The following is a 24,921-nucleotide window of genomic DNA, read 5'->3' on the forward strand; positions in this document are numbered from 1 at the left end:
GGCGCACCGCCACACCGGCCGCAACCGACCGGCACGGCCGCGCAGCGCACCTCCGGGCCGACGTCACGCCCACTCCTCCCCGAGGCCCCGCCGAACCGCACCCCGAACGCATCGGAGCGCCACCGGAGCATCACCGCGGGCGCGCCGGAACAGATGAATCACCGCAGGTCAGACCCGTTGCCGATCATCGACATGTCAGGCGCGGTTTACGGATGGTCCATTTGCGGGATGCCCGGCGTCCATCACGGCGGCAGAAGCTCTACGGCGCGTGCCATCGGGCCCGCGACCCACAAGGGGGGAACATATGAATCGACCGAGCCGGACCAGCGTGACAGCTGGCGCGCTGGCTGTCGCACTGCTCGGCGCCGGTGCCGCCGCCGGCGCCGCCCAGGCCGGCGGGGGCGGATCGCGTCCCGGCGAAAGGCTGCAGGCTCGTAACGACACCTACAGCGTGTCGGCCGGAAAGACGCTCTCGGTACGTGCCGGGGGCATCCTTCGTAACGACAGCGGCGAGCCCGCCACCCTGGTTTCGAACACCGCGCCCACGAACGGAACGCTGAGTCTCGCCGCGGACGGCTCCTTCAGCTACACGCCGAAGGCCGGCTTCACCGGCACCGACAGCTTCAGCTACACCGTCAGTGACGCGGTGAGCGTCTACCAGACACAGGTCGCCCCGCTCGCCACCATCGGCGGTGTCACCATCAAAGGCGGCGCCTACGGGTCGTCCGTGTACCCCGTGCCCGGCTCCAGGAACGAGTTCTACGGCCTGACCGACCGCGGCCCGAACGTCGACGGCCCGGGCGGGGTGAAGATCGAGCCGCTGCCGTCCTTCGCCCCGAAGATCGGGAAGTTCAGGCTCGTCGACGGCAGGGCGGTGCTGGAGCGGACCATCACGCTGCGCGCCGCCGACGGCACGCCCTACAACGGGCGGGTCAGCACCGAGGCGAGCACCGGCGAGACGATCCTCGACCTGAACGGGAACGTGCTCACCGCCGATCCGAACGGCTACGACCCCGAGGGCCTGGTCGCGCTGCGCGACGGCACGTTCTGGGTCTCCGACGAGTACGGGCCGTACATCACGCACTTCGACCGTGACGGCAAGGCGATCGAGCGCCTCTCCCCCTTCAACGGCGCGCTGCCCGCGGAGCTCGCCAACCGGATGCCGAACCGGGGAATGGAGGGCCTGACCATCACCCCGGACGGCACGACGCTCGTCGGGATGATGCAGTCCGCGCTGGCGCAGAAGGACCTGACGCCGAAGCCGGCGACCGTGACGACCCTGCGCATCGTCACCTACAACCTGCGGACGAGGGCCACCCACGAGTACCTGTACCTGCTGGACGACCCGGTGCGCAACGTCGGCGCGGTCAGTGAGATCACCGCGGTCGGCAACTCGAGGTTCCTGGTCACCGAGCGGGACGGCGTCTTCGAGCCCGGTGCGGTCAAGAAGATCTTCGCGATCGACCTGGACGGCGCGACCGACGTCGGCCCGCAGGCGTCGGTGCCGGGCGCGGTGTACACCGCGGCCAAGGGCGGCCTGCTGCTGGGCAGCGCCCAGAAGACCATCGAGGCCACGGTCGGCAGCTCCGACACCGCGACCGCGACGGCGACGCTGGCCGCGGCCGGCATCCGCCCGGTTGGCAAGAAGCTGGATGTGGACGTCGCGGGCCTGGTCAGCACCCTCGACCCGACCGGTGGCTTCTTCGGCCACGACAAGGTCGAGGGCGTCGCGACGACCGACGGCGGGCGGACGCTCGTCATCACCAACGACAACGACTTCGGCATCAACGGCGTGACGAACACGGCGGCGCCGTTCCAGCTGAAGGCCAAGATCCTGCCGAACGGCCAGCAGGACGACGGGGCGTTCCTGGTGGTCGACACGACCAGGCTCCCCGCCGGCACCAGCACCGCGACCGTCACCATCACCGTCCGCAACGGCGGCCGGCACTGATCCAGCGGAGGTCAGGCGCCCTGCGCCCCGCGCCTGGCCTCCGCTCCCACCTGCCTCCGCTCCCACCCGGTTGCGCTCCCACCCGGTTGCGCTCCCACCCGGTTGCGCTCCCACGCGCCTGCGCGCAGGCGTGGCGTCCCGCGCTGATCGTTCAGGAGAGCTCGCGCTTGAGGATCTTGCCGGTCGCGGTCATGGGCAACGCGTCCACGAACTCCACGACACGCGGGTACTTGTAGCCGGCCATCTGCTCCTTCGCCCACGCGATCAGTTCCTCGGCGTCGACGGTGGCGCCCTTCTCGCGGATGACGACCGCCTTGATCTCCTCGCCGTGACTCGGATGCGGGATGCCGATGACCGCCGCGAGCGAGACGTCGGGATGGGTCAGCAGGACCTCCTCGACCTCACGCGGATAGACGTTGAACCCGTTGCGCAGGATCAYGTCCTTCGACCGGTCGACGATGTAGTACCAGCCGTCGGCGTCCCTGCGGGCGAGGTCACCGGTGCGGAACCAGCCGTCCCGCAGCGCCTGCTCGGTCGCCTCGGGCCGCTTGTAGTACCCCTTCATCACGTTGTGCCCGCGGATGGCGACCTCGCCGATGCCCTCGGGCTCGGTGATCTCGTCCCAGCTCGCCGGGTCGAGCAGCCTCATCTCGATCCCGCGGACCGGAACGCCTATGGAGCCCACCCGCGGCGGCTGGCCGTACAGCGAGAACGCGGCGACCGGGGACGTCTCGGACAGCCCGTAGCCCTCCATGATCGTGACGCCGAACTGCTTCTCGAACTGCCGGTGCACCTCGACCGGCAGTGCCGCGCCACCGGAGATGGCGATGCGCAGGTTGCCGGCCAGTGTCCCGACGTCGATCGACGGGTCCCGCGCAAGCGCGTCGAGCAGGCTCCAGTACATCGTCGGAACCCCGGCGAAGACGGTGACCCGCTCGTCCAGCATGGTCTGGATCGCCGCGCCCGGCTCGAACCGAGGCATCAGCACGCAGCGCCCCCCGAACGCGATCGCGCTGTTCTGGGTGACCGTCTGGCCGAACGAGTGGAACAGCGGCAGCACGCACAGGTAGGTGTCGGGGCGGGCGGGATCACACTGGAACACATCCCGGGCGACCAGCGCGTTGTCACGCATGTTGCGGTGGCGCAGCTCCGCTCCCTTGGGCTGGCCGGTGGTGCCCGAGGTGTAGAGGATGACGGCGGTGTCGTCATCCGCGGTCTCGACGCTGCGGAACGTCGCCGGCTGGTCGGCGACGGCCTGCCCGAGGGTCCGCACCGGGCGCTGCGGTGTTCCCCGCACCGGCGAGGCGGCGGCCGGGTCGAGCGTGATGACGAAGAAGTGCTCACAGCCGGGCGTCTCGACGAACCCGGCATATCCTTCGTCGGCGATGGGCAGCTCGGGAGTGCCCTGGAAGCAGAAGTACGCGCGGGCGTCGGAATCGTCGAGGTGGTAGGCGATCTCCCGGCTCCGCAGCAGCACGTTGAGGGGCACGACCGCCGCACCCGCCTTGAGGATGCCGAAGTAGACGATCGTGAAGTGCGGCACGTTCACGCAGCTGAGCGCGACCTTGTCGCCGGGCTGGATCCCGGTGGCCACCAGCAGGTTCGCGACCTGGCTGGCGGCGGCGTCCAGCTGGGCATAGGTGACGCGGGCGGGGCCGAGGACGAGCGCCTCCCGGTCCGGGTAGGTCGCGGCCGTGTCCTCCAGCAGCTGCGCCAGGTTCGCCATGTCCTCGTCCTCGCCCTCTCGCCGGTCTCGATCAACCACGGCCCGCACCAGCGGACGGATCAGTGGTCGGTGTTGTCCGTATCCGGTCCTACGATGCCACCGCGGCGGCTGTCCGTGACACCGCGCGGATACCGCCCCGCAGGCGGATCAGCCGATTGGGAGATCGAATCCAGGGTTGTGATGATCGGACGCGCATTCCATGGTGAACCCGCGCGGGGCTCGCGCGGAAGCTCGCCGAAGGGTTCATCCATGCCGACCGCCACGTCCGAGAAGTCCCACAGCTTCGAGGTCTTCGAACACTACGAACGGCTCCAGTGGAAGGTTTGCGAGCTGGGGCTCGAGAACATCGACCAGGAGCTCGTCCAGCCGGCTTACCTGGCCCTCGTCAAGGGCGTCGTCGTGGGTGAGGCGACGTCCCTTCCCGGGCTGCACGGCTTCCTCAGCGAGTTCCACGACGACTACGACTGCTCGGCCTTCGTGGCCATCTGGGCCTACCAGGAGCTGCAGCACCACTACGCGTTCCGCGCCTGGCTCAAGGCCGTAGGTGTCCACATCGACCAGGACAAGATCGAGGCGCTGCGCGAGCCGTACGAGGCCGGGATCACGCCGAGCGCGACGCTGACCACCAACGTCATCTCGGAGATCATCGTCAACACGGCCTACCGGGCACTGGCGGAATGGGTGCAGGAGCCCGTCCTCGCCGGCCTCTTCCTGAACGCCAGCCGCGACGAGGCGGGCCACGCCCGCGAGTTCCTCTTCTACCTGAAGCGCCGCCTCGCCCAGCACCCGGAGGAGCTGAAGTCGGTCCTGGAGAGGATCCACTTCTACGTGACCAGCCCGCGGCTGAACCACCCGGTCGGCGTCTACAAGCACCAGCGCGTCGAGGAGATGCGTGACCACGAGACCGTCGACGACGTGATCGACGTGTTCCTGCGGATCTCCCCGCCCGACGCGCAGGAGAAGCTGCAGGCGAAGCTTCGGCGCATGCTCGGCACGGCGGTGGGCCGGGACCTCACCCGCAACTCGACCATCCGCCACGCCATGGCCGAGCTCTCGGTCTGAACGGAGCGACGATCATGCCGTCCGAATCCGAGGTTCTGAGCACCGTCACGGACATCGTCGCCCGCGAGCTCGGGATGCCGGCCGACACGCTCACCCCAGACCTTGATCTTCGCAACGCCGAGGGCGCGGACTCGATGAAGGTCCTCGTCATGATCTCCCGCATCGAGCGCGCCTACGACATCGAGATCGAGGACGAGGACGTCTTCACCCTCGCCTCCATCAACGACGTCGTCCGCATCGTGCTCGCGACGGTCGCCACGGCCACCGTCTGACACCCGGCCGCCCAACACCCGGCCGCCTCACGCCGTGCCGTGCGGTCCGCACGGCACGGCGTGGGCTTTCTTCATTTTATCGATAGAAAAGTGAAGAAGATCACGCGATACCGGCGTTGGCTCCCACGCGGCCAGCGTGTTTGGGTGTTTTCGTGCCCCAGACGTCCCCCGCCCTGCCCCTCGACGACCGGCCGCCGGCCGCGGCCGCCGTGGTCGCGGCGCTGCTGCCGCAACCGCTCGTCGACCAGCTGCGCACGGCGCTCGGCACCGACATCGAGGTTCTCGACGTCCTGGGCGGCGACCCCCTGCCCGCCACACCGGCCGCGCCGCTGATGTCGCTGGTCATGCCCTGGTCGCTGAACAACTCGCCGTCGCCGGCCGCGCTGGATGCCGTCGAACGCGCGGAATGGGTGCATTTCGTATCGACGGGCGTCGACGGGTTCCCCATCGACCGGCTGGCCGGCCGCACGGTGACCTGCGGCCGAGGCGCGAACAGCGTCGCGATCGCGGAGATGACGGTCGGCCTGCTCCTCGCCGCCGAGAAGCGCTTCCCGGACATCTGGGAGGCCGAGACGAACGACCCGTACATCACCGAGCCGCTGGGCACGCTGGCTGGCCGCACCGTCGGGCTGCTCGGCTTCGGGTCGATCGCCAAGGCACTGGCACCCCGCCTGGCCGGCTTCGGGACCCGTCTGCTGGCACTGCGGCGCAGCGGCCGCCCTTCCGACGTCCCGGGCGTGACGGTCGTGCACACGCTCGCCGAGCTGCTCGGGCAGGCCGACCACCTGGTGGTCGCCGCCGCGCTGACCCCGCAGACGAACCGGCTGCTCGATGACGCCGCGTTCGCCCTCGCGAAGCCCGGCCTGCATCTGGTGAACATCGCCCGGGGGCGGATCGTCGACACCGACGCGCTGGTCCGGGCGCTGGCGAGCGGGGTCGTCTCCCGCGCCAGCCTGGACGTCACCGACCCGGAGCCGCTGCCGGCCGACCACCCGCTGCGCCACGACCCGCGGGTGCGGATCATGCCGCACGTGTCCTGGTCGGCTCCCGGTGGCTTCAGCCGTGGCCTTGATGTTTTCTCAGACAACCTCCGCCGCTGGCGCGCGGGCGAGCCGTTGCACGGCCTCGTCGACATCACCGCCGGCTACTGAGCCTCCGGGGGAGTCGTCCGCGTCACCCGCCGGCGGCCTCCTGATCGACCCACCACTGCAGCGCCTCCTCGACCTCGCGGGTCTCGGGATGCTCTGGGCCGAGCGCGCGCAGCCGGCTGGTCAGGACGTCCGCGCCGATCTCCCGTGCCCGCGGGTAGCGGCCGAGCCTGCCCAGGTAGACAGCCAGGTTGTAGGCCGACCTCACCGTGTCCGGGTGGCCTGGGCCCAGCACCGCGACGCGCCGGGTGAAGGTGTCCTCCCCCAGCTCGCAGGCCGCTTCGTGATCCCCGAGGGCGCTGAGCCGGACAGCGAGGTTGTACGCCGAGGTCAGGCTGTCGGGATGGCTTTCCCCCAGCACCCGGCGCCGCCGGATGAGGGTGTCCTCCCCCAGCTCGCAGGCCGCCAGGTGGTCCCCGAGGGCGCCCAGCACGATGCCGAGGTTGTTCGCCGTGCCCAGGGTGTCCGGGTGGTCGGGCCCGAGCACCCGGCGGCGCCGGGCAAGCGCCTCGCGATACAGGTCGCGGGCGGCGGCCTGGTCGCCGACCTCGGCGAGGTCGACCGCGAGGTTGTGGGCCGAGGTGAGGGTGTCGGGGTGGTCGGGCCCCAGCACCCGGCCGCGCCGCGCCAGCGTGTCCTCGTCCAGCGCGCGGGCGGCCCGGTGGTCGCCCCGGGCGCTGAGCCGAACGGCGAGGCTGTTCGCCGCCGCCAGGGTGTCCGGATGGTCCGGGCCGAGGGCCCCCCTCAGCCGGGCGAGCCCCTGGGCGGTGGGCTCCGCACCGTCCCACAGGTCCGGCTTCCCGCCCTGTGCCAGCTTCCGCGTCGCGCCGACACCGCGGTCCTCACCACCGTCATCACCGTGATCACTGTCGGCGCCGTCAGCAGCGGACTCACGGCGGGCACGGTCACCAGCGGCGACGGCGCCACCGATGGCGACGGCACTACCGGCCGGGGGCTCGTCCCCCGCAGGGATCACGGCCTCGGGGATCACGGCATCGGGGATCACGGCGCCAGGGGCTCGCATGCCACCGAGCGAGGTCCCCTCCGCCGCGCGGCGGACGGCGTCGTCGAGGTGCAGCGGCAGGCCGGCCCGCACGGTCCAGCCCGCGCCATAGGCCTCGGTCGCGGCGTGGGCGAGCGCGGTGGCGAACGTGACGGCGTCCGGCGGCCGGGCGGCCGGATCCTTCGCCAGCGCGTGCAGGACGACCTCGGCGACCGGCCCGGCCACCCCCGGCATGGGCGGGGGTGGCGCCGACAGCTGCTGGTGCCACAGGACGTGCAGCGGCTGCCGGGGGTCGAACGGAGGGCGCCCGGTCAGCAGCCGGTAGAGGACGCTGCCCAGCGCGTACAGGTCGGTCGCCGGGCCCAGGCGCCCACGTTCGATCTGTTCGGGAGCCATGTTCATCGGTGTGCCGACAACCTTGCTGGCGGTGGTCGCCGCGCCCTCGAACACCCGCGCGATGCCGAAGTCGACCACCTTCACCGTCCCGTCCGCGGCGAACAGGATGTTGTCGCCCTTGACATCGCGGTGCAGCACGTTGTGGTCGTGGGTGTGGCTCAGCGCGGCGGCCACCGCCAGGCCCACCGCACACGCCTGCTCCGGGGTCAGCCGGCTGCGGCGCCGGCTCAGCGTGCCCCCGCCCAGCAGCTCCATCACCACGAGGCGGAGGTCGTCATCCTCGACGTAGTCATACACCCGGACCACATGCGGATGATCAAGGCTGCCCAGCAGCCGGGCCTCGGCCGCGAAGTCGATCCACTCGCCGCCGGCGTCGCGGGCCCGCATCACCTTGATCGCACTCGGGCGACGCATCCGACGGTGCTCCGCCCTCAGCACCAGCCCGAACGCGCCCGCACCGAGATCCTCGCCGAGAACGTAGTTGGGCACGGCAGCGGCCACCCGTGCCCGGTCGATCATCATCGAACGCCCCAGAGCATCACAAGCACATCATGCGGCAGTCRTCCCACCCGCGGCCCACGGAGCGCCTGTCTTTCCGCCTAAAGTCCGGGTGCAACTCCGGCCGACCACGGTACTTCTAACCCTGACGCACGTCGACCGCCCCCGTTACAATGACGGGTGGCCGAGCGGGCGACTAGAGTCGGTCCGGTTCCTTCATTTGAATCCGCCGGGCGAGGACCAGGAGCGCGCAGGTGAGCAACGCCGCCATGGGCAGTTCGCTGCCAGGGCCCGTCGTCGTACTCGAACATGGCGGGACCCGGTGGCGGGCCGGCCGCGGCGCGGAAATCACGGTCGGGCGCAGCAGCGCCTGCACCATCAAGCTGCCGGATGACATCTACCTGTCACGGCACATGGCCTCGCTGCGGGTTCTCGACGACTGCGTCCTGGTGTACAACAAGTCCCAGTCCAAGCCGTTCTCGCTGCGCCCGCCCGTCGGGGCGGACAGGGTCATCGAACCCGGCGCGGCGGTCACATCCCTGCCGTTCTCCGAGTTCGACATCGTCCTGGCCCGACAGGGTGGGGCGACCGCCACCATCCATGTCGACGCCTCCGCCGTCACCTATGACCGCCGGTTCTTCGGCGCCAGCACGCTTTCCGAAAGCCGAGCGACGATCGGCGGGCCACTGCAGCTCACCCCGGCGCAGCGGGACATCATCGTCGAGCTGTGCCGGCCGCTGCTGACCCGCTGCGGAAGCGACGCCCGCCCGGCCACCTACCAGGAGATCGGGGCACGGCTGAACCTGAGCCCAAGGTATGTGCGCAACGTCATCACCGACATCCGGCAGGAGCTGAGCCGACGCGGCGTCCCCGAGCTGACGGACTGGGAGTCTCTGGCGCACTGGATGATCCTCAACCGGGTGGTCACCGAGGACGACCTCGGCCCGCCCGCCCAGCAGTAGCCAGGAGCGCCGGCCGCACGCCGGGCGAACCCGTCCACGCGGCCGCCCGCAGGGTACGGACAGGCCCACGGACCCACCCCCGGACCCGGTGCGGCCATGGGGTGTAGCGCTCCACTACCCGGCCGCAGGCTCGTCATCTAGGTTCTCCGGAGTCGGCGGTCGACGCCGACCTGCCGAAAAGAACACCCGTGGTGGTGCCCTCGGAGGTCACAGCGGTATGGCCCTGTTAAGCGTCGGGCAGGTGATACGCGATACCTACACCGTCGAACGACTGCTGGGCCGCGGCGCCTTCGCCGAGGTCTACCGGGTCGAGCACCGGTATCTGGGCCGGCAGGCGATGAAGGTGTTCCGGCAGGAGGGAATGTCCGCGGAGCAGGTGCGGGACGCACTCGGTGAGGCAATGCTGCTCTCCAGGCTGGGTCACCCGAACATCGTTCGTGTCTTTGAGGCGAACACCGTCGAGGCGGACAGCGGCGGCCATGCGTACTTCACCATGGAATATGTCAACGGCGGCACACTGACCGGTTTCCGGCAGTCGTTCGGTGACGCGTTCGTGCCCATTCCCGTCGCGGTCGACGTCATGCGCCAGGTCGCCCGTGGGCTGGCGGTCGCCCATCGGGAATCACCACCGATCGTCCACCGCGACATCACCCCGCAGAACATTCTGGTCGGCTACGACCGGGACGGGCCCCGGGCCCGGATCAGCGATTTCGGGCTCGCCCGGAAGGTCAGCGCGCTGACACTGCTGGCCAGCTCGCAGGGAACCATCGCGTTCATGGCGCCGGAAACACTGCTGCACCCCCATCTGGCGTCGGTGCCGGGCGATGTCTGGGCCCTCGGCGCGGTGTTCTACCTGCTGCTGACCGACGAGTTCCCCTACCCGCGGCGCGCCGCCGGCGATCCGATCACGGCCGCCTGGGACACCACGGCGCTCGTGCCGCCGAACCAGGTGCGGTACGCGGTCGACGACCTGCTCAACGCGATCATCGTCCGGGCGCTGTCCTTCGACACCGCGACGCGCTACCCGTCCGCGGCCGAGATGCTCGCCGACCTCGAGGCCTGGCCAGCGCGCCAGAACCCGCCCCACCAGGACGGGCCACCTCGGCATGTGCCGCCCCAGGACCCGCCTCCCGCGGACACCGGACCCACAGGCACCGGACCCACGGGCACCGGACCCACGGGCACCGGACGCGACAGCCGACGCGCGGACACACCACGCACAGACCGGCCGCGGCAACGCGGGCGGGAACCGGGGCCGGCCGGGGAGATCGCCGCCGGCAAGAACACAGGGGGCTGACGCCTTGACCACGCACGGCACCGACCTCGCCCCGCTGCGGCGGGTGTCCGCCCAGCTCTACCGCCAGAACGCGTTCCGCCTCACCGGCGTCCCGCTGTCGGCCACGGCCCGCGACATCAGACGGCAGTCGGACATGCTCGCCATCCTGGAGAAGACCGGGGCACCGCTGCCGGTACCGGACCTTCTGCCGTTGCGGCCCGAGCCGTCCAGTGCGGACATCCGGGCCGCTCTCGACCGGCTCGCTGATCCGCGCCAGCGGCTTGTCGACGAGTTCTTCTGGTTCTGGCCGGTCGGCGGCGGCAGCAGCTCCGGCGGCGGCGACGACAGCCGCGGCGCCGACACCGGCGAGGACCCGGCGCTGGCCGCCCTGGCCGCCGGTGACACTCAGGCGGCGGCCAGGTTGTGGGCCGCCATGGCCGAGAACAGTGACCGACAGGTACCCGCGCCGGACGCCGCGAACGCGCTGCACAACGTCGCGGTGCTCGGTCACCTGCAGGCGCTGGACGCCGAGCTGACCCCGGGCTCGGAACCACCGGACTGGGTCCTGGTCTACCGCCGCTGGGGGGACGTCCTGCGCGACCACCAGGTATGGAGCGGTCTTGAGGAGCGTATCCGCCGCGCCGCGGACGCCCGGCTCGACGCTGACCTGGCCGACACCATCCGCACCGGGCTGCCCGCCGCGCTGCTGTCGATCGGTGCCGGGCTGGCGGCGGAGGCCATCGCCGCCGGCGAGCGTGACCGGGCCGAGCGGCAGTTGACGGCCATGCGCGGCGCGCGGCTGGGAAGCGACGCCGAGGAGACCCTGGGCGCCGCCCTGCGCACGGCCGGCGCACCGTGGGCTGACGAGATCGATCGGCTGTGCGACAGCGCCGTGGGGGTGGCCAACGGCACCCGCAAGGAGGGCCTGGCGCAGGCGGAGCGCATCCTCACCGAGTCCACGGGCACGCTCGAGCGCCTGGACCTGCTGCTGCCCGCCGACGAGTCGACACGGGTACGCACCCGCGACCGGGTGGCCGTCGAGACCCTGACCTGTCTGCTCGCGTTCGACCAGGCCCGGGACCGGCCGGAGCCCCCGACGGAGAGCTCTGTCCGCGAGCAGCAGCGGATGTCCGCAGCGACCGTCCGCGCCGAGGGGGTCGCGGCGTCGGAGACGGTCCGGGAACGGCTGGCTGAGAACCGCCGGATCCTGGAGGCGGCCACGCAGTCGTTCACGTGCTGGTTCTGCGAGGAGGAGCCGGGCGTCTCCGCGGCGATGGAGATCTGGATGCACGGCGACATCACCCGGACCTATCCCCGGGTGAGCTGGCGCAACACGAAGGTCACGGTGCCGCGCTGCTCGTCCTGCGAGAGCCGGACCTCGCGTCGGCAGGGTGCGGCCGTGCTGCGCTGCGCCCTCTACCTCCTGGTCGCGATCAGCATTCCCACCATGCTGTTCCCCGGCTCCGGCGGCGGCTTCATCGCCCTCGCCGTGTTCGCCGCCTTCGCCGCGCTCCTCGTCGACGTGCTCGCCGCGGTCGCGCCCGCCGGGCGCCGGGAGAAGGCGCGGCTGGACTCCTTTCCCGTCCTGAAGGACCTGACTGCCCGCGGCTGGAACCGCGGCGAGAAACCTCTGGGGATTGGCAATGTCTGACAGCCGGTGGCCCGACGGTCTGCGCCAGTGGCGCCATCCGCGTGCCTTCCGCATCGCCCCGCCGTCGATTCCGGAGAAATGGGCCGACGCCCTGTGGGCTTCCCTGCAGGACGGACCCGCGTCCGCCGAGCAACCGGCACCGGAGCCACCCGCCGTGGCGCAGTCGGAGAATGCGGCTGCCGCGGGCACGCTGCGATCGTCGGCCGTGGCCGAGCTCGCCACCGGGCTGTGGCGGCTGCGCCGCCGTCTCGACGCGACCCCGGCCGCGACCGGTGCCGGTGCCGGTGCCGGTGCGGCGGGGGCCCGGTCGGGGGACACCCGCCGGCTGCAACGGCAGCTCGACTCCCTGTGGAGCACCCTCGGCGCGGCGGGTGTCGAGGTCCAGGACCACGACCGCATCCCGTACGACTCCGGGCTCGACCTGCAGGTCCTGGAGTTCCAGCGGACCACCGGGCTGACCGGCGAGACCGTCCTGGAAACCCTGCGGCCCAGCGTCTATCTGCACGGCCAGCGGGTGCAGACCGGTGAGGTCGTCGTCGGCACCCCTGTTGAGGAACCTTCCAGCGGACCGGAGGAACGATGACGCGCTCGACGATGGACTTCGGCATAGACCTGGGCACCACCAACAGCGCGATCGCGGTCCTGGACGGCACCGACGCCCGCATCGTCAAGAACGCCTTCGGTCATGACACGACACCGTCGGCGGTGTTCGCCGACCGCACCGGGCGCATTCATGTGGGTGCCCGGGCACGTGAGCGCGTCGAGTCCGACCCGGCGAACGCCGCCGCCGAGTTCAAGCTGCGGATGGGGCTGCGTGACCAGGCGAAGAGCTTCGCCAACAGCGGCCTCGCGCTGAGCCCGGAGGAGCTTTCCGCGCATGTGCTGCGCGCGCTGCGGGCGAACGTGACACAGCAGCTGGGCGAGGAGATCCGGGCCGCGGTCATCACCGTGCCGGCCGCGTTCGAGCTGAACCAGACCGACGCCACCCGGCGGGCCGCCGAGGCGGCCGGCCTGGAGCTGTCACCGCTGTTGCAGGAACCGACCGCGGCCGCCCTCGCCTACAGCTTCCAGCGCGACGAGGACAACATCTACCGGCTCGTCTTCGACCTGGGCGGCGGCACGTTCGACGCGTCCATCGTGCATATCCGCGACGGCGAGTTCGACATCGTCAACCACCGCGGCGACAACTTCCTCGGCGGGAAGCTCATCGACTGGGCCATCGTCGAGCAGCTGCTGATTCCGGCACTGCTGCGCCAGCACTCGCTGCCCGGCTTCGGCCGCGGTGAGCCGGCCTGGGCCCAGGCGATCGCGAAGCTGAAGGCGGCGGCGGAGAACGCGAAGATCGAGCTCTCCTCGTCACCCACGGCACTGATCGACATCAGCGAGCCGCCGCTGTGCACCGACGCGGACGGGAACCCGGTCGAGTTCGTCCACGAGCTGCAGGCCGCGGAGGTCGAGGCGCTGACCGAGCCCTTCGTCGCCCGTGCGGTCAACATCTGCCACGCCGCGCTGGCCGAGAGCCAGCTCGCGCCGGAGAAGATCGACCGGGTGCTGCTCGTCGGCGGCCCCACCCTCATGCCGTACCTGCGTCGGCGCCTCGCCGAGGGCCTCGGCATCGAGCTGGACGTCAGCCAGGACCCGATGACCGTGGTGGCCCGCGGGGCGGCCATCTTCGCCGGAACCCAGCGCCTGCCGGTCGGGCCGACCCGCCCCGACGTCTCCTTCACCGTCGACCTCGAGTACAAGCCGATCGGCTCCGACCCGACGCCGCTGGTGGGCGGGGTCGTCCGGGGGCCGGCCGGGCGGAGCCTGGAGGGCTTCACCATCGAGCTCGTCAACGCCGACGCCCGCCCGCCGTGGCGCAGCGGGAAGATCACACTTCCGGCCGCCGGCTCGTTCGTCACCACGCTGCGCGCCGAGCCCGAGCGCCGCAACGTCTACAGCATCGTGCTGGAGAGCCCGACCGGCGGCGGGGAGCGGATCCAGCCCTCGGAGCTGACCTACACCCTCGGTGTCGTCGCGCCGGCCGCCACCCTCACCCACTCGATCGGGGTGGGTCTGTCCGGCAACGAGGTCGCCTGGCTGCTGGAGAAGGGCACCCGGATCCCGGCCCGCGGCCACGAGATCCTGCGCAGCACCGTACGGCTGGTCCGCGGCCAGTCGGGTGGGCTGCTGCGGATCCCGATCCTGGAGGGAGAGCACGCCCGGGCCGACCGCAACCGGCAGGTGGGCTCCCTGGAGATCCTCGCCGCCGAGGTGGCGCGGGACATCCCGCCCAACAGCGAGATCGAGGTGGATATCGAGATCGACGGGTCCCGGCTCGTGACCACCAGGGCCTTCGTCCCGATCCTCGAGGAGGACTTCGAGACGGTCCACGACCTGACCACCGAGCGCGCCCCGGACCCGGCCGAGCTTCGCCGCGCRCTGGAGGCCGAGCGGCGCCGGCTGGCCGACCTGCGCTCCGACGCCCGGCGCACCGGCGACCCGGCAGCACAGGCCATCCTTGACGCACTGGACGACGAGCAGGTCGTCGACCAGATCGAGAACGACGTGGCGTCCACCGAGCACGGCGACACGGACGCGGCGAGCACCGCCGGCAAGCGCATGCTGGATCTTCGGGCGAAGCTCGACGACGTCGAGCACGCGCTGGAGTGGCCGTCCCTGGTGGAGCTGGCGAACCGGGTGCTGGCCGACGCTCCCGGCCTGATCGAGGAGTACGGCGACGCCAAGGACCGCAAGCGGCACGAGCGGATCGCCGCCGAGGTGCGCCGCGCGCTGGACGGACGGGACGCCGCCCACCTTCGGATCCTCGTCGACGAGCTGACCGCCCACCTGGCCATCATGGTCGACCGCAAGACGGGCGCCGTGGTGATGGCCAGGTTCTCCCAGCTGGTCGAACGACGCGCCCAGCTGCGCGACCAGGCACTGGCCAACCGCCTGATCACCGAGGGGCAGCGCGCCGTCGACGCCAACGACACCGAACGGCTCCGGGCGGTGATCCGCCAGCTCCTCGAGCTGCTTCCGGACACCGACCGGGGATCCGAGAGCGAGGACTTCAGCAATGTCTACAAGAGCCGCTGACGTGCCCGCCGATGCCATCACCACCGACGTCATCACCACCGACGTGGCCCCCGGTGCCGCGGCCCCCCGTGCCGTGGCCCTCGATGGTGCCGCCGCGGGCCTGAGCGTCGCGGAACCGGCCGCTCTCCTCGGCGAGATCATGCGGGGGCAGGCAGCCGCGCTGGCGCGATCCGGCCGGTACGCCGACGCCGTACGGCTCCTGACGGAGCTGGCCGCCGGTCGTGACCACACCGCGGCGGAACACGACCTGCTCGCGCGGATCCACGCGCAGCAGGGCCGCTTCGACGACGCCGAACGCCACTGGCGGGCCGCGCTCGCCCTGGACGGCACGGCCGGCGGCGCGGTCGCGGGGCTGCACCGCCTGGAACGGCTGCGCGGCCGCCGCGGCGGCAACCGGCTGCGCGACGGCGTCGCCGCCGGGCTGCTGGTCGTGCTCGCCTTCGGCGGCGGCCGGTGGCTCAGCCACGAGCAGAACGACTCCGCACCCGCCGCGGACTCCACGGCCGCGGCCGTGCCCGCCCCGGTGCCGATAGCCGGCACCACCGTGACGGGCGGCGCGCCGATGGGCCCGGTGGGAGAGCTGGCCGCGAGCCTCACCGGCCCCGAGGCCGACGTCATCAGGGCAGGCAGCCAGGTGGCCGTCGTCTTCCACGACCCGCTTTTCACCGCCGGCGACAGCCTCGGGCCGCAGGGCCGCACCGCACTCACCGGGCTGGGGGCGCGACTCGCGGCCATACCCGGCGTCGGCGTCGAGATCGTCGGGCAGAGCGACGGCCTGCCGGTCCGCGCCGGCGGCCCGTTCGCCGACAACGCCGCGCTGCGGCGGGCTCGCGCCACCGCCGCCGCGCTGGCCCTGCGCGAGTCCGGCGTCCCGGCCGCCGCCCTCACGATCTCCGCGGCGGACACCGCGGTCGCGCCCTACGCCGACGGCGCCACCGGTGATCCCCGCAACCGAACGGTGATCCTGCGCATCACCCCACCGGCCTGAGGCGACAGCGGCCCCCGACGCCGGAGATCACGAGACACCGAAGCACAGCAGACACCGACGAGCAGCAGACACCGACGAGCACAGAAACACAGAAAGGACGTCCACCCATGCCTCAGGCCAAGCCGACGCCCGCCCCGGCGCCGGCCCCGGCGGAAAGGTCCCACGACCCGGTCGCCGTGGCGCTGGCCAATGCGGCGCTGCTCGGCGGTGGTTACCTGATGCTGGGCCGCCGGAACCTCGCCGTCGTCACCACGCTGGTCACGGCCGAGCTGCTCATCATCTTCGCCTCGTCGGCGCAGGTGCTGTGGTTCGCATTGGTCCTGCTCGGCTGGTGGCTGGCGCTCGTCGCGCACGGCTGGTACCTGGCCGGCGGCTGGCCGCGTGGGCGCCGACACGAGGCGTCACCCGACGGGTCCGGGCCACAGCCCAGGCCGGGCGGGCCGCGGCCACGCCGGTCGTGGCGGCTGCGGTCGGTCGCCTTCGGGGCCGCGCTGCCGGTGCTGCTGACGGCGGTCTTCCTGCGGCTCGACGTCGAGCGGATCGACAACGATGTCGACAAGGGCCGTCAGGCCAGCGACTGCGGGCGGGTGGAGGCCGCGCTCGACCGGGTGTCACCGGCGCACCGGATGGTCGCCATCTCACCCGGCTCCGACGGTGAGGACATGGTCACGGCGTGCGCGACGCTACACCTCACCGCCGCCAAGCTCACCACCGGGCGCACCCCCGGGTCGAGCTCGGTGGAGATGCTGGAGGCCGGCTTCGAGGAACTTGTCAGTATCCGCGCGCAGTCACCGGACTACCAGGGCATGGTCCAGACGACGGTGGACCAGTTCTTCGACGGCCTGCCGACCAGGGATCCGTGCGTCACCGTACGCGTCCTGGACTGGCTGGCCACCGATCTGCCCGACAAACAGTCGGCGGGCAGGGCGGCCGACGTGGTTCGCCGGCTGGCCCCCGAGGCACTGCTCGACTGCGGCGACGACACGGTGGCCCAGGACCGGGCGGGCGCCCGGACGACCTACCAGACGCTGATCGACCGGTACCCGAACCACCAGCTCGCCGGGCAGGCCCGGGAGAAGGTGGCGCAGATCGACCAGGCCATCGCGCTGGAGAACCTGCAGCGGAACCTGGACCAGGTCCGCGCCTCCCTGGTCCCGCAGAGCAGTGGCAGCCTGCCCGCGTACTGCTCCTCGCCGGCGCCCTACCTGACCGCCCGCACCGGCGGGCCCGGCCGCGCCATGCTCTTCGGCGCCTCCGACTACGTCGACAAGCTGCCCGGGGAATGGCGGACCACCGACGTCAATGACGCGACCCGGGTCATCTGCGCCGGCGATGCCGAGTACGGTGCCGCGGTCCGGACCTGCCCGTATGAGAACGTCGGGAACGTGACGTTCCACCGGGAGGCGGTGCCGGTCCGCGTCTACGACCTGCGGACCGGCCAGCTCATCAGCGACACCCGGGTGGAGATCAGCGGATCGAGCTGCCCGTACTTCATCTACGGCTACGGGACGGAGAAGTTCGTCACCCCGTCCGACGGCGACGTCCAGGCCGCGTTCAGACCACTGATCAGCCCCTGAGACGGGCCGGGGCGTCAGCTCCAGTCCCCGCCCGCCCCGCCATCGCCCCGCTTCCAGCGGACGGTGGCGGGGCGTCCTCCGCGCAGGCCTTCGATTAGAACCTTTTTCTAGAAAAAAGTTCTAGATCTTGCTAGCGTCCCACCATGCGCGACAACGAAGCGGCGGCGTTCACCGCCACCGCGGTGGTGACCGGCGGCAACCGCGGGATCGGCCTCGCGGTGGCGAGCCGGCTCCTGCACGCGAGCGTGCGGGTGGTTCTCGTCGCCCGCGATCCCGCACGCGGCGAACAGGCCCGGGCTCAGCTCGACGCCGACTGGCGGGCCCGGAACGCCCTCAACACCGGGAGCACCGGGGCTGGGCACGACGCGGGGCGGCCCCGGGTCCTCCTGGTCGTCGGCGACCTGTCGGACGTCGCCGGGGTGCGCGCCACCGCCGCCGCGGTGCTGGACGCCTGCCCGACCCTGGAGATCCTGATCCACAACGCGGGCATCTGGCCTGCCTCCCGCATCCTCAACGCCGACGGGCTGGAGCAGGCGTTCGCCACGAACCATCTCGCGCCGTTCCTGCTCAACCACCTGCTCCAGGAGCGCCTCGCCGCCAGCCGAGCGCGGGTGGTTCAGGTCAGCGCCGGTCTCTACGTGAAGGCACGGATCGACCTCGACCAGACCCCGCGGGGTGAGGACTTCCACCCGATCCGCACCTACGCCACCACCAAGGCCTGCAACCTCGCGCTCGTCGCGCCGTTCGCCCGCCGCTGGCAGGACGCGGGCACCGGCATCCGGATCAACGCCGTGCACCCGGGCGTCATCCGCACCGGGCTCGGCGACCGGCGCGGCCCGCTCGGCCTTCTCCTGAAGACGGCGAAACGGTTCTGGACCCCGGTGGAACAGGCGGCGCCGCCCATTACCCGGCTGGCGCTCGACACGGAGGCGGGCGCCGGCACCGCGCCCGTCGTCAATGGCGGGCAGGATCTCGGCACTGTCACCGGGCGCTACTTCGAGATCGGCCAGGAGATGCCGCTGGCGTCGCCCCTCGACGACACCGCGCTCGCCCGGCGGTTGTGGGTGCAGGCCGCGGAGCTGACCGGGGTCCGCGACGACCCAGCGGCATACCCGGCGGCCATGTGAGATCCTCGGGCCCGCCATGGCACCCAGACAACCGCGCGGCGAGGAAACCGTCGAACGCCTGCTCACCGCGGCACTCGACGTGTTCGCGAGCCGAGGCACCGGTGGATTCACCGTCGCCGCGGTCACCGCGGCGAGCGGGGTCAGCCTCGGCAGCCTCTACCACCACTTCGGCACCTTCGACGGCCTGGCGGCCGCGCTCTACGAACGGTGCATGATGCGGCTGCTCGACCGCCTCGTGCCCGCCGTCGAGCAGGCCGACGGCGCGGCAGCCGGCATCCGTGCCGCCGTCACCGACTACCTCGGTTTCGTCCACGACGAGCCGGCGGCCGCCCGCGTCATCCACCTTTCCGGATTCGCGCCGAGGACACCCGAACAGGCCGAGCGCCTCGCCCGCGGCAAGGCCGTGCGCATCGACCGCCTGCTCGCCTGGCTGCGCCCGCACACGGGCGCCGGACGGATCGTGGACCTGCCGGACCTCCTGATCGAGATGCTGCTGATCGGCCCGCCCGCCGAGCTTTCCCGCCGTTGGCTGGCGACGAGCACGGGCACGGGCACGGCTGCTCCGACGGAGGCGGGTGCGGGTGCGGGTGCTCGCAGCGACCTCGACATCGCGGCCGAGCTGCTGCCTGAGCGGGTCTGGCAGTCGCTGCGCGGCCCGAACTCGTGAGCCCGGATCCGCTCAGTGCCCGAAGGTGAGCTCCCGCGCGTTGTCGTACATGATTCGCTGTTGTTCGGCGGCGGTGAAGCCGGCGACGTTGGCGAGGAAGTCCTTCGGCGCCGGGAAACCCTCGCCGTGGGGCCAGTCGGAGCCGAACAGGATCCGCTCCACCGGCAGGAACTTCGCCAGGTCGTGGACGTCCTCCTCGACGAACGGCGCCACCCAGCAGTGCTCGATGAACTGGTCTCGCGGGCTGGTCGCGAATCCGCCGCCGTGCCCCAGGTAGTCGAGCGCGAGCAGCAGTGACGGCACCCAGGCGCAGCCGTTCTCGATGAACGCGACCTTCAGCTTCGGGAATCGTTCGAAAAGCCGATGCGCCACCAGGACGTAGGCGAAGTCATGGACCGTCCGGTGCTTGGTGAGCCCGGAGAAGGTCGACGACTGGCCGAGGCGCTGCGTGTCACCGGGCGCGATGCCGGCCATGTGCATCTCACCCCATGCCTCGCCCATCAGCTCGTTGACCCGGTTGTAGGTCTCGTCCGAGCCGTCGTGCGTGGCGACGACGATGCCCGCCTCCGCGGCGAGATGCCAGAACCGGTCGAACATCGGGTCGGCTGGTGACCGGTTGCCGTCGCGGGTGACGGCGGCGCCGTGGCGGATGTTCACCACCCGGGCACCGTGGTCAAGGCACCACCGCAGCTCCCGCACCGTCTCGTCCGGGTCGCACATGGTGATGTACGGAACGCCGAAGATGCGATCCCGGTAGGCGAATCCCCACTGTTCCTCGACCCACCGGTTGAAGGCGCGGTAGCACTCGATCGCCGCCTCCGGGTCGGTGTGCAACAGCGGCTCGATCACCACCCCCTGGGATGGGAACATCCAGGTGGACTCGACGCCCTGGGTATCCATCACGGCCAGCCGGGCATCGCGTTCGAACCAGTCCGGATGGTCCGCGGCGCTCTCGGTGAAACCGGCCAGGAAGACGTCCCGGCTGGTGCCGCCCTGGAAGTACTCCAGGAACGCCCCGGGCAGTGGCCGCGGGTGCACGTCGGCCGGGCCGGGCAGCCATTCGGTCCGCACCCCGTCGACCAGGTAGCGCAGCGCCCCGTCGACTTCCCTGATCTGGACGCCGCGGTCGGCGAACCGCGGGTCGCGATGGCGCGTGAACGCGTCGGACGTCTCCCAGTAGTGGTTGTCCGCATCGAACAGCCGCGGAGTTCGCGCGCCTAACTCGTTCATCGTGCCGCCCCTCGTGCGCTCTGGTCTGTTCCGTTGTCAGGCGGTGCCGTGCCGCAGCAGCCGGCCGGGCGTGTCGTCCGTGCACACTCCGTCGACGAAGGTCGTGCGGCCGTTCACGATGATCCGGTCGTAGCCGACGGCCTTCTGCACCAGCCGCCATTCGCCGGCCGGGTAGTCGAACAGCCGCTCCTGCGGCAGCGCGTCGACGGTGTCGGGGTCGTAGACGATGACGTCGGCCGGGCGGCCCTCGGCGATCGACCCGCGGTCACGCAGCCCGACGGCCATCGCGGGGTAGGCGGACAGCCGCCAGTGCGCCTCCTCCAGCGACATGATCTCGTGCTCGCGGACCCAGTGGCCGAGCAGCTCGGTGCCGAACCGGGCGGTGGTGACGAACTTGGTGTGCGCGCCGCCGTCGCTGATGCCGGGCAGCGCCACCGCGCAGGACGCCACCTCGCGGACGGCCTGGGTGTCCATGTCGATCATGGTCGTGCCGAAGCCCACGTTGAGGTCACCGGCGACGGCGATGTCGAGCATGGCGTCGGCCAGGTGCTTGCCCTCCCGGGCCGCGATCTCGCCGATGGTGAAGCCCTCGTAGCGCTCCTTGAGCGCCAGCGCGTCCCGGGCGTCGCTGGTGATCCAGTTCACCGTGATCTCCGCCAGCGGGTAGCCGGCGGCCCCGAAGCCGCCGCCCAGCTCGTCGACCGCCGCACGCAGTGCCGGCCGCCGCGCCGGGTCGGCGAACTTGGCGATCTTCTCCTCGAGGGTGCCGAGCCCGGCTTCCTTCCAGGCCGGGAAGATGTCCATGAGGTTGTAGTTCTCCAGGACGATCTCGGACTGGAAGCGCACGATCTGCGCCGAGGCGAAGACCCGCAGGCCCTCGGACTCGTTCAGCTCGTTGAGCCGGGCGATGGTGGCCAGGTGGGGGAACTGCGACTCGCCGTGCTGGTTCACCGAACCGGTGGGCGCCAGCGCGTTCCAGATGATCGGGCGGCCGCTCTCGCGGGCGATGAGCGCCGCGGTCTCCAGCTGGCCGGTGATCTGCGTGGTGCCCCGGCCGATCCGGCGCAGCGCCCGAGAGAAGGCGACGACCTCACGCTCGGTCATCATGTCGGTGACCATGGGCGTGCCGTCGTAGTCGAGCTGGACGTTGAACAGGTCACCGGCGATCTGCGAGCTCCAGCCGCAGCCGCCGGCCTCCATCCCCTCGATCAGGAGCTGGCACATCCGGTCCAGCTCGTCGTCGGACGCCCGCAGCTCCTTGGCCTTGTCGACACCGACGACGTATGTGTAGAGCGGCGCCAGGGGCACCAGCGACATCACGTTCACGCCCTTGGGCGTCCGGTCGATGCTGTCGAGGAACTCGGGGTAGGTGACCCAGTCCCACGGCATCCCGGCGCGCATCGTTTTGACCGGCACCGCCTCGTTGCGGGAGAGGCTGAGCATGGTGCGGTCCTGGTCCTCGGGCCGGCACGGCGCGAAACCGAAGCCGCAGTTCCCGATCAGCACAGTGGTGACGCCGTGCCAGCCCGACATCGTCGCCCACGGATCCCAGAACAGCTGGCTGTCGTAGTGGGTGTGGATGTCGACGATGCCCGGGGCGACGATCTTTCCGGTGGCGTCGACGACCTCGGCGCCGTCGGTGGCGCTGATGACCCCGATCTGGGCGATCCGGCCATCCTTGATCGCGACGTCGGCCCGGTAGCGAGGCGTGCGCAGCCCGTCGATGACGGTGCCATCTTTGATCACGATGTCGTATAAGGCCATCTGCACGCCTCCAGCACCACCCGGGATCGCCCCGGGAACCGCCCACCAGGTCCGAGCAAGCTAACATCCTTGCTGAGCGTTCAACAAGTGTCGCGCGGGACGGCGACGTTCAGACAACGGACAAGTACGCTGCCGTTCATGAACTCGGCCACCCCCGGGCATCGGGCGCAGGTCCAGCCGCGCCGGAGCCAGGTCGAGCCACGTCGGACGCAGGTCGAACGGCGCAACGAGTCCGAGGAGGCCCTGCTCGACGCGGCCGCGGACCTCGTCGCCGAGCGCGGCGTGGAAGGCGCGTCGCTGGCCCGGATCGGCAGCCGTGCCGGGACCAGCCGGGGCCTGCCGAACCACTACTTCGGCTCGAAGGACGAACTGGTCGCCCGGCTCGCGCAGCGGGCTCAGAACCACATCGACGACGCGATGGTGGCCGCGGCGACCCGGGGCGGGCGCCGGGTCGCCGACACTCCCGGCCTCGACCTGCTGCGCACGACGGTCGACACGTACGTCGAGCGGTTCGAGAACCCCACCAGCGCCGACCGCGCCCTGATCGTCATGTGGGGAGCGACCTTCCCGACCGAGGCCTCGGTAAGGGGCATGACCGACGCCGACCGGCGCAGCCGCGACGGCTGGGCCATGCTGATCGAGCAGGGCCAGCGCGACGGCTCGGTCCGGGCGGACCTGGACCCGGCCACCGGGGCGATCCTGCTGCAGGGCCTGGTGCGCGGCCTCGCGGCCAGCCTCCTCGTCGACGCGGACCTGATCGACACGCGCCAGGCCCGCGAGGCCTGCCAGGTCTGGATCACCTCGATCTTCGCGAGCCCGCGCCCATCGGATCCGAGCAGCGACTGACGCGGCGACGCCACAGTTAGGCGGCCGGCACGGCGCACCCGCTCGATACCGAGCCGGTACCGGGCCGGGTACCGGGCCGACCGTCCTGCCACCATGCCCGCGTGTTACCGTCCAACCCATCACTTTGAACCGCTCGGTTCACTTTGGAGAACGAGCGATTTCATCGGAGGACTCGATGGCGGGAGCTTCGACGGTGGGGCCGAACCCGGCGGAAGGCGGGCCGCCGCGGCTGGACTCCGGCCTGCTGATCCTGGTCGGGGTGATGGTGCTCGGCGCGATGTTGTCCTACCTCGACGCGACGATCGTCAACGTCGGGATCAGCACCCTGGCCGGCGAGTTCGACGCCTCGCTGGGCACGATCGAATGGGTCACCACCGGCTATCTGCTCGCGGTGGCGCTCGCCATCCCGCTCACCGGCTGGGCGATGGCACGGTTCGGCGCCCGGCGCCTGTGGCTGCTCGGCCTGTCGCTGTTCCTCGCCGGCTCCCTGCTGTGCGCGGTGGCCTGGAACGCACCGAGCCTGATCGCGTTCCGCATCCTGCAGGGCCTCGGCGGCGGAACCATCGACCCGGTCATGATGACGGTGGTGGCCGGCGCGGCCGGCCCGGCCCGCATCGGGCGGGTGATGGGCCTGATCTCCATCCCGATCACGCTCGGGCCGGTGCTGGGGCCGATCGTCGGCGGCCTGCTGCTGGAGAACCTGTCCTGGCAGTGGGTGTTCCTGCTGAACGTCCCGTTCGCGGTGGCCGCGATCGTGCTCGCCGTCCTGGTGCTGCCCGCCGATCCGCCGCGCGGCGACGCGGCCGCGCCCCTCGACACGCTCGGGGTGCTCCTGCTGTGCCCCGGCTTCGCCGCGATCGTGTTCGCGCTGTCCCGCGCGGGCAGCGACGGTTTCCGCGGCGCCCCCGTGCTGGTCGGCCTGCTGCTCGGCGCCACGCTGTTCGCCGGCTACGTCGCCCACGCCCTGCGCACGGCCGCCACTCCGCTGCTCGACCTGCGGCTGTTCGTGAACAGGGGCTTCACCGCCAGCGTCACCATCATGCTTCTCGTCGGCGGAGGCCTGTTCGCGCTGCTGTTCCTGCTCCCGCTGTACTACCAGCAGGTGCATGGGCACACGGTGCTGACCTCCGGCCTGCTGGTCGCCCCGCTCGGTGTCGGCGCCATGATCGGGATGCCGCTCGCCGGCAACCTCGCCGACCGCATCGGGGCCCGGCTGCTCGTTCCCACCGGCGCGTTGCTGGTGGCCCTGGGCGCGCTGGCGTTCACCCGCTCCGACGCGGGCACTTCGCAGGCGCTGCTGACACCGGCCCAGCTCGCCGTCGGCCTCGGCCTCGGACTGGTCGGCGCGCCCACCATGAGCTCGGTGTACCGCACCGTCCCGGTGGACGCGGTCGCCGGCGCGACCGGTGCGGTGTTCATCCTCAACCAGATCGGTGCCTCCCTGGGAGTGGCGGTGGTCGCGCTGATCCTGCAGGGCGGAGGAGCGCACGCCACGCCGACGGTCGGCTCCTTCGGCAACGCGTTCTGGTGGCCCGTCGCCGCCGGTCTCGTCGTGTTCGCCGCCGGCTTCCTGCTGCCCGGCCGCCCCGCGACTGCGGGGACCGCCGCGGCCGCGGACACGACCGCGACCCCCGCCGGCCCCGAGCCGGTGTCCCCCACGGCCTGAACGCGGCGGCGGATCGCCGTGCGAGCAGCT

The 24,921-nt window shown here is 71.5% G+C and carries 19 protein-coding genes; 15 read left to right on the plus strand and 4 right to left on the minus strand.

Translation table 11 applies throughout. The features are described from left to right. The first annotated feature begins 304 nt into the window (after positions 1–304). A complete protein-coding gene (locus CcI49_RS05770) occupies positions 305–1,951 on the plus strand; it encodes an esterase-like activity of phytase family protein (protein ID WP_054567697.1) in 1,647 nt (548 codons plus the stop codon). Positions 1,952–2,102: 151 nt separating this feature from the next. On the opposite strand, the gene CcI49_RS05775 is transcribed toward CcI49_RS05770, so the two are convergent. Continuing rightward, positions 2,103–3,677, minus strand: coding sequence for a long-chain fatty acid--CoA ligase (locus tag CcI49_RS05775; protein ID WP_076824789.1), 1,575 nt, complete (start codon positions 3,675–3,677; stop codon positions 2,103–2,105). 249 nt (positions 3,678–3,926) lie between these two features. Here CcI49_RS05775 and CcI49_RS05785 point away from each other — a divergent pair, with 249 nt between their 5' ends. From CcI49_RS05785 to CcI49_RS05795, 3 genes are all read left to right on the plus strand, one after another. After that, a complete protein-coding gene (locus tag CcI49_RS05785) occupies positions 3,927–4,739 on the plus strand; it encodes a ferritin-like domain-containing protein (protein WP_054567699.1) in 813 nt (270 codons plus the stop codon). A 14-nt stretch (positions 4,740–4,753) separates the two neighbouring features. After that, complete coding sequence (locus CcI49_RS05790) at positions 4,754–5,011, plus strand: phosphopantetheine-binding protein (protein WP_076824793.1); 258 nt, start codon at positions 4,754–4,756, stop codon at positions 5,009–5,011. Between the two features lie 152 nt (positions 5,012–5,163). Then, on the plus strand, positions 5,164–6,162 hold the full coding sequence (locus CcI49_RS05795) for an NAD(P)-dependent oxidoreductase (RefSeq protein ID WP_241839913.1): 999 nt from the start codon (positions 5,164–5,166) through the stop codon (positions 6,160–6,162). Between the two features lie 22 nt (positions 6,163–6,184). Here CcI49_RS05795 and CcI49_RS05800 read toward each other — a convergent pair whose 3' ends face one another. After that, complete coding sequence (locus tag CcI49_RS05800) at positions 6,185–8,080, minus strand: serine/threonine-protein kinase (RefSeq protein WP_076824795.1); 1,896 nt, start codon at positions 8,078–8,080, stop codon at positions 6,185–6,187. Positions 8,081–8,310: 230 nt separating this feature from the next. Here CcI49_RS05800 and CcI49_RS05805 point away from each other — a divergent pair, with 230 nt between their 5' ends. The 9 genes from CcI49_RS05805 (at position 8,311) to CcI49_RS05845 (ending at position 19,385) form a co-directional block, all read left to right on the plus strand. Continuing rightward, positions 8,311–9,018, plus strand: coding sequence for a hypothetical protein (locus CcI49_RS05805; RefSeq protein ID WP_083473385.1), 708 nt, complete (start codon positions 8,311–8,313; stop codon positions 9,016–9,018). A gap of 217 nt (positions 9,019–9,235) precedes the next feature. Next, positions 9,236–10,315 carry a serine/threonine-protein kinase gene (locus CcI49_RS05810; RefSeq protein ID WP_054567703.1) on the plus strand — a complete coding sequence of 360 codons (1,080 nt, stop codon included), beginning with the start codon at positions 9,236–9,238 and terminating at the stop codon, positions 10,313–10,315. Between the two features lie 4 nt (positions 10,316–10,319). Continuing rightward, positions 10,320–11,945, plus strand: coding sequence for a hypothetical protein (locus CcI49_RS05815; protein WP_076824797.1), 1,626 nt, complete (start codon positions 10,320–10,322; stop codon positions 11,943–11,945). Further along, the gene (locus CcI49_RS05820; RefSeq protein ID WP_076824799.1) at positions 11,938–12,528 is read left to right on the plus strand and encodes a hypothetical protein; all 591 of its coding nucleotides are present in this window, start codon (positions 11,938–11,940) and stop codon (positions 12,526–12,528) included. The genes CcI49_RS05815 and CcI49_RS05820 overlap by 8 nt, the downstream gene beginning before the upstream one ends. Further along, positions 12,525–15,026: an Hsp70 family protein gene (locus tag CcI49_RS05825; RefSeq protein ID WP_076824801.1), complete on the plus strand. Its 2,502-nt coding sequence runs from the start codon at positions 12,525–12,527 to the stop codon at positions 15,024–15,026. The genes CcI49_RS05820 and CcI49_RS05825 overlap by 4 nt, the downstream gene beginning before the upstream one ends. Next, on the plus strand, positions 15,007–16,014 hold the full coding sequence (locus CcI49_RS05830; protein WP_076824803.1) for a tetratricopeptide repeat protein: 1,008 nt from the start codon (positions 15,007–15,009) through the stop codon (positions 16,012–16,014). Before CcI49_RS05825 ends, CcI49_RS05830 begins: the two co-directional genes overlap by 20 nt. Before the next feature lie 107 nt (positions 16,015–16,121). Next, complete coding sequence (locus tag CcI49_RS05835; protein ID WP_076824805.1) at positions 16,122–17,591, plus strand: hypothetical protein; 1,470 nt, start codon at positions 16,122–16,124, stop codon at positions 17,589–17,591. 143 nt (positions 17,592–17,734) lie between these two features. Next, the gene (locus CcI49_RS05840) at positions 17,735–18,718 is read left to right on the plus strand and encodes an SDR family NAD(P)-dependent oxidoreductase (protein ID WP_076824807.1); all 984 of its coding nucleotides are present in this window, start codon (positions 17,735–17,737) and stop codon (positions 18,716–18,718) included. Between the two features lie 16 nt (positions 18,719–18,734). Further along, positions 18,735–19,385, plus strand: a complete 651-nt coding sequence (locus CcI49_RS05845; RefSeq protein ID WP_076824809.1) for a TetR/AcrR family transcriptional regulator — start codon at positions 18,735–18,737, stop codon at positions 19,383–19,385. A gap of 12 nt (positions 19,386–19,397) precedes the next feature. On the opposite strand, the gene CcI49_RS05850 is transcribed toward CcI49_RS05845, so the two are convergent. Both CcI49_RS05850 and CcI49_RS05855 read right to left on the minus strand, forming a co-directional pair. Further along, on the minus strand, positions 19,398–20,615 hold the full coding sequence (locus CcI49_RS05850; protein ID WP_076824811.1) for an amidohydrolase family protein: 1,218 nt from the start codon (positions 20,613–20,615) through the stop codon (positions 19,398–19,400). A 36-nt stretch (positions 20,616–20,651) separates the two neighbouring features. Further along, on the minus strand, positions 20,652–22,379 hold the full coding sequence (locus CcI49_RS05855; protein ID WP_076824970.1) for an amidohydrolase family protein: 1,728 nt from the start codon (positions 22,377–22,379) through the stop codon (positions 20,652–20,654). A gap of 138 nt (positions 22,380–22,517) precedes the next feature. Between CcI49_RS05855 and CcI49_RS05860 the strand changes: the two genes are divergently transcribed. Then, positions 22,518–23,225 (plus strand): TetR/AcrR family transcriptional regulator, encoded by a 708-nt coding sequence (locus CcI49_RS05860; RefSeq protein WP_076824813.1) that lies wholly within the window; start codon positions 22,518–22,520, stop codon positions 23,223–23,225. Between the two features lie 175 nt (positions 23,226–23,400). After that, entirely contained in the window at positions 23,401–24,891 is a 1,491-nt protein-coding gene (locus CcI49_RS05865; RefSeq protein WP_076824815.1) for a DHA2 family efflux MFS transporter permease subunit, read from the plus strand. Positions 24,892–24,921: the final 30 nt, after the last annotated feature.

This window comes from Frankia sp. CcI49, from assembly GCF_001983215.1.
Lineage (GTDB): Bacteria > Actinomycetota > Actinomycetes > Frankiales > Frankiaceae > Parafrankia > Parafrankia irregularis.